This is a genomic window from Galactobacter sp., assembly GCF_022712295.1.
GTDB lineage: Bacteria > Actinomycetota > Actinomycetes > Actinomycetales > Micrococcaceae > Galactobacter.
The window spans coordinates 1-5,285 of sequence record NZ_JALAGT010000125.1; the positions used below are offsets into that span (position 1 = coordinate 1).

4 protein-coding genes are annotated in these 5,285 nt (G+C 66.6%); 1 reads left to right on the forward strand and 3 read right to left on the reverse strand.

Going from position 1 to position 5,285, the window contains the following annotated elements:
* Positions 1-48 precede the first annotated feature (48 nt).
* Both Q0A15_RS09485 and Q0A15_RS09490 read right to left on the reverse strand, forming a co-directional pair.
* Positions 49-1,572: an aminotransferase class I/II-fold pyridoxal phosphate-dependent enzyme gene (locus tag Q0A15_RS09485; RefSeq protein WP_291279287.1), complete on the reverse strand. Its 1,524-nt coding sequence runs from the start codon at positions 1,570-1,572 to the stop codon at positions 49-51.
* A 61-nt stretch (positions 1,573-1,633) separates the two neighbouring features.
* Positions 1,634-3,061, reverse strand: coding sequence for an SRPBCC family protein (locus Q0A15_RS09490; protein WP_291279288.1), 1,428 nt, complete (start codon positions 3,059-3,061; stop codon positions 1,634-1,636).
* 187 nt (positions 3,062-3,248) lie between these two features.
* Here Q0A15_RS09490 and Q0A15_RS09495 point away from each other — a divergent pair, with 187 nt between their 5' ends.
* Complete coding sequence (locus Q0A15_RS09495) at positions 3,249-4,097, forward strand: 3-hydroxyacyl-CoA dehydrogenase (RefSeq protein WP_291279289.1); 849 nt, start codon at positions 3,249-3,251, stop codon at positions 4,095-4,097.
* 164 nt (positions 4,098-4,261) lie between these two features.
* Here the strand turns inward: Q0A15_RS09495 and Q0A15_RS09500 are convergent, their stop codons facing one another.
* The gene (locus Q0A15_RS09500) at positions 4,262-5,146 is read right to left on the reverse strand and encodes a LysR family transcriptional regulator (RefSeq protein WP_291279290.1); all 885 of its coding nucleotides are present in this window, start codon (positions 5,144-5,146) and stop codon (positions 4,262-4,264) included.
* Positions 5,147-5,285 lie beyond the last annotated feature (139 nt).

A 5,285-nucleotide genomic window follows, 5' to 3' on the forward strand; every position in this document is an offset into this window, starting at 1 on the left:
CCCCCCCGTCGCCGGCCACTGGCCTGATGCCCCTCAGACTTTTGCGCCTCAGACCAGCCGCGGAGGCGTCACGACCACCACTCGGAAGCGGTCCAAATGCTCATCCGCGGCACCGCGGACGTGACCGGCGGGCATCGCGGCGGTCTTGCGCAGGAACGTGATCATCTCCTCGGTGAGCACCTCGCCGGGCAGGATGTTCGGGATCCCGGGGGGATAGGCGGCCAGCGCGTCGGAGGAGATACGACCCTCGGCCTCCTCCCAGGCGACCAATTCGGCAGGAGCGAAGAAGGCCTCGTGCAGGCGCAGTGCTCGCTTGGCCGGTGCGGGCAGCGGGGGAGCCGCCTGCAGGGAGTCCGGGACCTTCGGCAGGGCGTAGAGGGCGTCGAGGAGCCGATCCACGTCGAGCGCTGAGGTGGAACCGACCATCAGGACGATCACCGCGTGCGTGGACAGCTCCACCGCGATGTGATGATCTCGCATGAGCCGGAACTGCGCCTCGGAGCCGGACAGCCCGGCGGGCCGGGTGTCGATGACCACCTTGAACGGGTCGAAGGTCATCACGTCCTTGTACATCATCGATTCCTCGGAGACGTCGCGGAAACGGCCGCGCTCCTGGATCGCCTCGCGGATCCGACGCACGGCGTCCACGGTCTGCGGGATACGTGTCGGTCCCTCAATGGCCATGTGCCGACGCGCCTCGTCCAGCGATGCCAACAACAGCGCGGAGGTCGACGTGGACATGAAGGATCGCTGCACGCGGTCCACGATGTCCTCGATGGCACGAGCCGTGGGTCCGTGCCCCAGCAGCAGCATGGCAGCCTGCGTCAGCGCGCCGGCGTTCTTGTGTGAGGAGGAGATGACCAGGTCGGCTCCCAACCGCACGGCATTGGTCGGCAGAGTGTCCGAGAAGCCGAAGTGTGCACCCCATGCCTCGTCCACGATGAGCGGCTTGCCGTGTGCGTGGACCACCTCGGCGATGGCCTCGACGTCCGCCACCGCGCCGAAGTAGGAGGGGGAGACGATCTGTACGGCGGCGGCACCTGGGTGCTCCTCCAGGGCGTCTGCCACCTGGGCCGCGGTGACGCCGTGGGAGGAGCCGAGGTCGCGGTCGATGGAACCGAAGATGAAGTGCGGTTCGAGGCCGGAGTGGATCATCCCGTCGATCACCGAGGAGTGCACGCTGCGCTGGACCAAGGTCTCTCGGCCGAGGGCGCGGGCCACCATGGTGGCGATGTGATTGCCGGAAGAGGCGCCGTTGGCCAGGAACCAGGCCCGGGAGGCGCCCCAGGCGTCGGCGGCCAGGCGCTGGGCCCGCTCCAGTGGGGCACCCTCTGGAGGGGCGTCGAAGGACCAGGTCTGCTGGTTCACGTCGGCGAAGATCATGTTCTTGTCCCGCAGCAGCGTGGTCTCGCCGAGGAGATCGGCCAGGCCTGGTGCGGCGTCGGCGCTGCCCTGGTGCCCAGGGACGTCGAGGTGCATCCAGTCGATCTCGGCGAGGGCCTTCAGTGCGGTCGAGAAGGGGGTCGAGTCCTGAGGGTCGGGACTCACTGGGATGGAAGTGGGTTCGCTCACTCGGCCCAGCGTAGTGGCTGCGTTCCGATTTCTGTACCGTCTGGACGGTTAAGAGTTGATTTCAGTTGAGGAGATCGTCCAGGGCGCTATCCAGCCTGGGGTGGGTGAAGGCGAAACCGGATACCGGCACCACCGCGGAAGCCGGAAGGGTGCTGCCGATCAGCAGGCCGGCGTCCTTGCGGAGCAGCCCAGCGCCGAGCTTCAACAGGCCGGCGGGGATGGGAAGGCCGAGTCCGCCCGGAGCCAGCTTGGTTCGCAGCGAGCGCATGAGCTCACGGTTCATGACCGGGAAGGGTGCGGCGGCCACCACGGGGCCGGAAGGTAGTCGGGCGCCCGGTTCGGCATCCAGTCCGGACAGGGCCAGCCGCAGCCAGTCCTCGACGTGGATCCACGGGACCCACTGCTTGCCGCCCGCGGTGGCGCCACCCGCCCCGGTCGTGGCCAGCGCGGCCAGGGCCCGGAACGCCTCGAACTCCCGATCCAGCACAGTCCCTGTGCGCAGATACACCAGATGATCGGTGGGCGCATCGGCCGCCGCGTCCTCCCAGCGGTGGACGAGGTCGGTCATACCGGGGACGGCCTCGCCCCACGGATCGACCACGCTGGACTCGGTGACCGCCGGGGAATCTGCATCAGTCTGAGGGACGAGTCCGGACGCCTGAACCCAGTGTGCAACCCGAGCTCCGGACTCCTGAGCTGCGCGCACCAGCACGCGCGTTGGATTGATGCGAGAACTCACCAACGTGGCGGCGGCCTGCGGTCCCTTGGCCCCGATCCGCGACCCGCACAGGTTCACCACGTCCACACCCGCGCCGTCACGGAACACCCGCGTCCAATCCCCGGCCGTGGTGGCGCCGTCCCACTCGATCTGGGGGTATGCCGCGCGCGTGTTCATATGGCGGGTCAACACCACCACACGTCGGCCACGGGCCATCAGCGCGTGCGCCAGCTTTTGACCCAACTGTCCAGAACCGCCGGCGATGACCACCAGCGGTAGCCGCGCTGCGTCGGGCGGCATGGTCACCATGTGGGACAGACGGGCGACGACGGCACCCAGGTCGTGCGACAAGGCCTCGCCGAAGGCGGGCCCGAGGACCGGGGCCAACGGCCCCTCCACCTTGACGGAGCGGGTCAGGAGCGTGCCCTTGCCCTCCGGGGTCAGTTGCCAGGTCTGCGTGGTACCGCCGCCGGGCTGCTTCTGGAACCAGGTCAGTTCCTGATCCGTGACCACGGAGGTGAGAATGGCCGGCGGCGCGGTGAGGCCGTGGACCATGCCTCGCACTCGTGCCCTCGGGACCACCTTCACGCGCTCGCCGCGCCGCAGGGTGCGCGGGCCCTCGGGGCCCACCAGCGCGGGGGTGTCCACGGGGGTGAAGGTCTGGATGTCGTCGTCGAACGCCGGCCATAATCCGGGTGTGGAGAGAACGTCCCAGACGGACTCCGGGGAGGCGGCGAGATAACGGGTCTGCGTGCGTGACCAGATGGGCATGGGTCCAGACTACTTTCCGCAGATGAGTTCCTGGTGTGAGGCGGTGAGCCGATGAGACGTGCGGAACACTTGTCCGCCGACTCCGCTTGACAGGTGTAAAACTGATGTCAGAGGCGTTGATGCGGAACCTCCGATGGTGGTTCCTTGGAAACGTCGCAAGAGCATTTACAGGACAAGGAGCGTCATCATGCAGAACCTCACCGTCCTCGGCACCGGAGTGCTGGGATCACAGATCATCTTCCAAGCCGCCTACTTCGGCAAGACCGTGGTGGCCTACGACATCAACGACGAGATCCTCGGCAAGCTGCCGGAGCGCTGGGAGTACCTGAAGAAGGCCTATAAGAAGGACCTGTCAGACGCCACCGACGCCAAGCTGGACGCAGCCGTGGCGCGCATCCGCCCCTCCTCCGACCTGGCCGACGCGCTGAAGGACGCCGACCTGGTTGTCGAGGCAGTTCCGGAGCGCCTGGACATCAAGCAGAGCACCTGGAAGCAGGTGGGCGAATTGGCTCCTGAGAAGACCATCTTCGCCACCAACTCCTCCACGCTGCTGCCCTCCGACATCGCACCGTTCACCGGCCGTCCCAACCGCTTCCTTGCCTACCATTTCGCCAACGAGGTGTGGCTGCACAACACCGGCGAGATCATGCGCCACCCCGGCACCGACGACGACGCCTTCGAGGCCGTGGCCGAGTTCGCCTCGGAGATGGGTATGGTCCCGATCCGCATCCAGAAGGAGCAGCCGGGTTACCTGCTCAACTCCCTGCTGGTCCCGTTCCTGAACGCCGGTGCCTCCCTGCTGGTGCGGGGTATCGCCTCGCCCGAGGACATCGACAAGACCTGGAAGATCGCCACCGGTTCCCCGTCCGGCCCCTTCGAGATCTTCGACGTGGTCGGCATGATGACCCCGTACAACCTCATGAAGGACAGCGAGAACGAGGAGGAGCGTAAGTTCGCCGAGCTCGTGAAGACCGAATACATCGACAAGGGTCGCATGGGCAAGGGCGTTGGCCACGGCTTCTACGACTACGAGTGACATGCAGCTTGAGCTGAGGGGTTGAGGTGTTCGCCCCTCGCCAGAGCATTTGCAACACGTTTCACGATCTCCCCCAGTCGCAGGACTGGGGGAGATCGGCGTTTCTGGGGCTTCTCGGGTTTCAAGGGGCGCACGGCGGCTGTCGGGTTCGTGGCGCTCTCGCGTCAGTAGGTCCCGGCTTCTGACTCCAAGGCCGAGCGGACGGCCAGAACGCCAGGGTGGGTGGACATGGAGTCCCTCAAGGCGGTGAAGATCTCCCGGTGCGGGTTGCGGGGCAGGCCGACCCACTTCACCTTGGGTCGCCGGTAGCCGCCGAGCACCGAGGGCAGGATGGACACCGCCAGCTTGGCCTCGACCAGCTGGACATGGGCCTGGAGATCCGCGGATTCGTAGCGGATATCGGGTTCGAATCCGGCCAGCCTGCACTGCTGCAGTGCCCAGTGGCGGCTGGCGGCCGGGGCCGGCTCCATGACCCAAGGAAGCTCGGCGGCCTGGGCCAGGGACGTCACTTCGGAACCGTGCCACGTGGCCAGTCGAAGCCGGTCGCGGGTCAGCGGCGAATGGATCAGTCCGGGCAGGTGCTGGGTCGAGTGTTGCGGGTAGTTCTCCGCCACCACGAGGTCGAAGTCGCGCTGCCAGGTCTCCCGGAGAGCGATTTCGGGCTCGGTTTGGGTCATTTCCACCCTCAATTGGGGGTGGTTTTGCGCCACTCTGCGCAAGGTTCCTGGGAGAAGCGCCAGTGCGGCGGACTGGAACATGGCCAACTTGATGGTGCCCGTGATGGTGCCTGAGGCCTGCGCCAGTTCGGACTCGGCGCGCTCCATCTCGTCCAGCAGCGTCTCGGCGCGCAGGACCAGGGTCTCCGCGGCCGGCGTGAGACGCAAGCCGCGTCCCACGTGCTCCAACAGGGGAGTCTTGGCCTCCTGCTCCAGTTTGGTCAGCTGCGCGGAAATGCTCGACGGCGCGTAGCTGAGTGCCTCAGCAACGGCACCGATGGTGCCGCGCTGGGACAGTTCGGTGAGCAGGCGGAGGCGGTGAAGATCCAGCACTGCGTTTCCCCTTTCCTGAGGTCGGAGTCACATCGGGAAAATCGAACGGTATCCTTCGTTTACATTCGCTGTTCCCGATTACTGCTGGTGATCATACTGATCACTATGACCACGACGCATCAGGCCATCACCCCGCGCC

Coding starts and splice junctions, on each gene's coding strand:
- Q0A15_RS09495 (WP_291279289.1), top strand. CDS start 3,249: ATGCAGAACCTCACCGTCCTCGGCACCGGAGTGCTGGGATCACAGATC.
- Q0A15_RS09490 (WP_291279288.1), bottom strand. CDS start 3,061: ATGCCCATCTGGTCACGCACGCAGACCCGTTATCTCGCCGCCTCCCCG.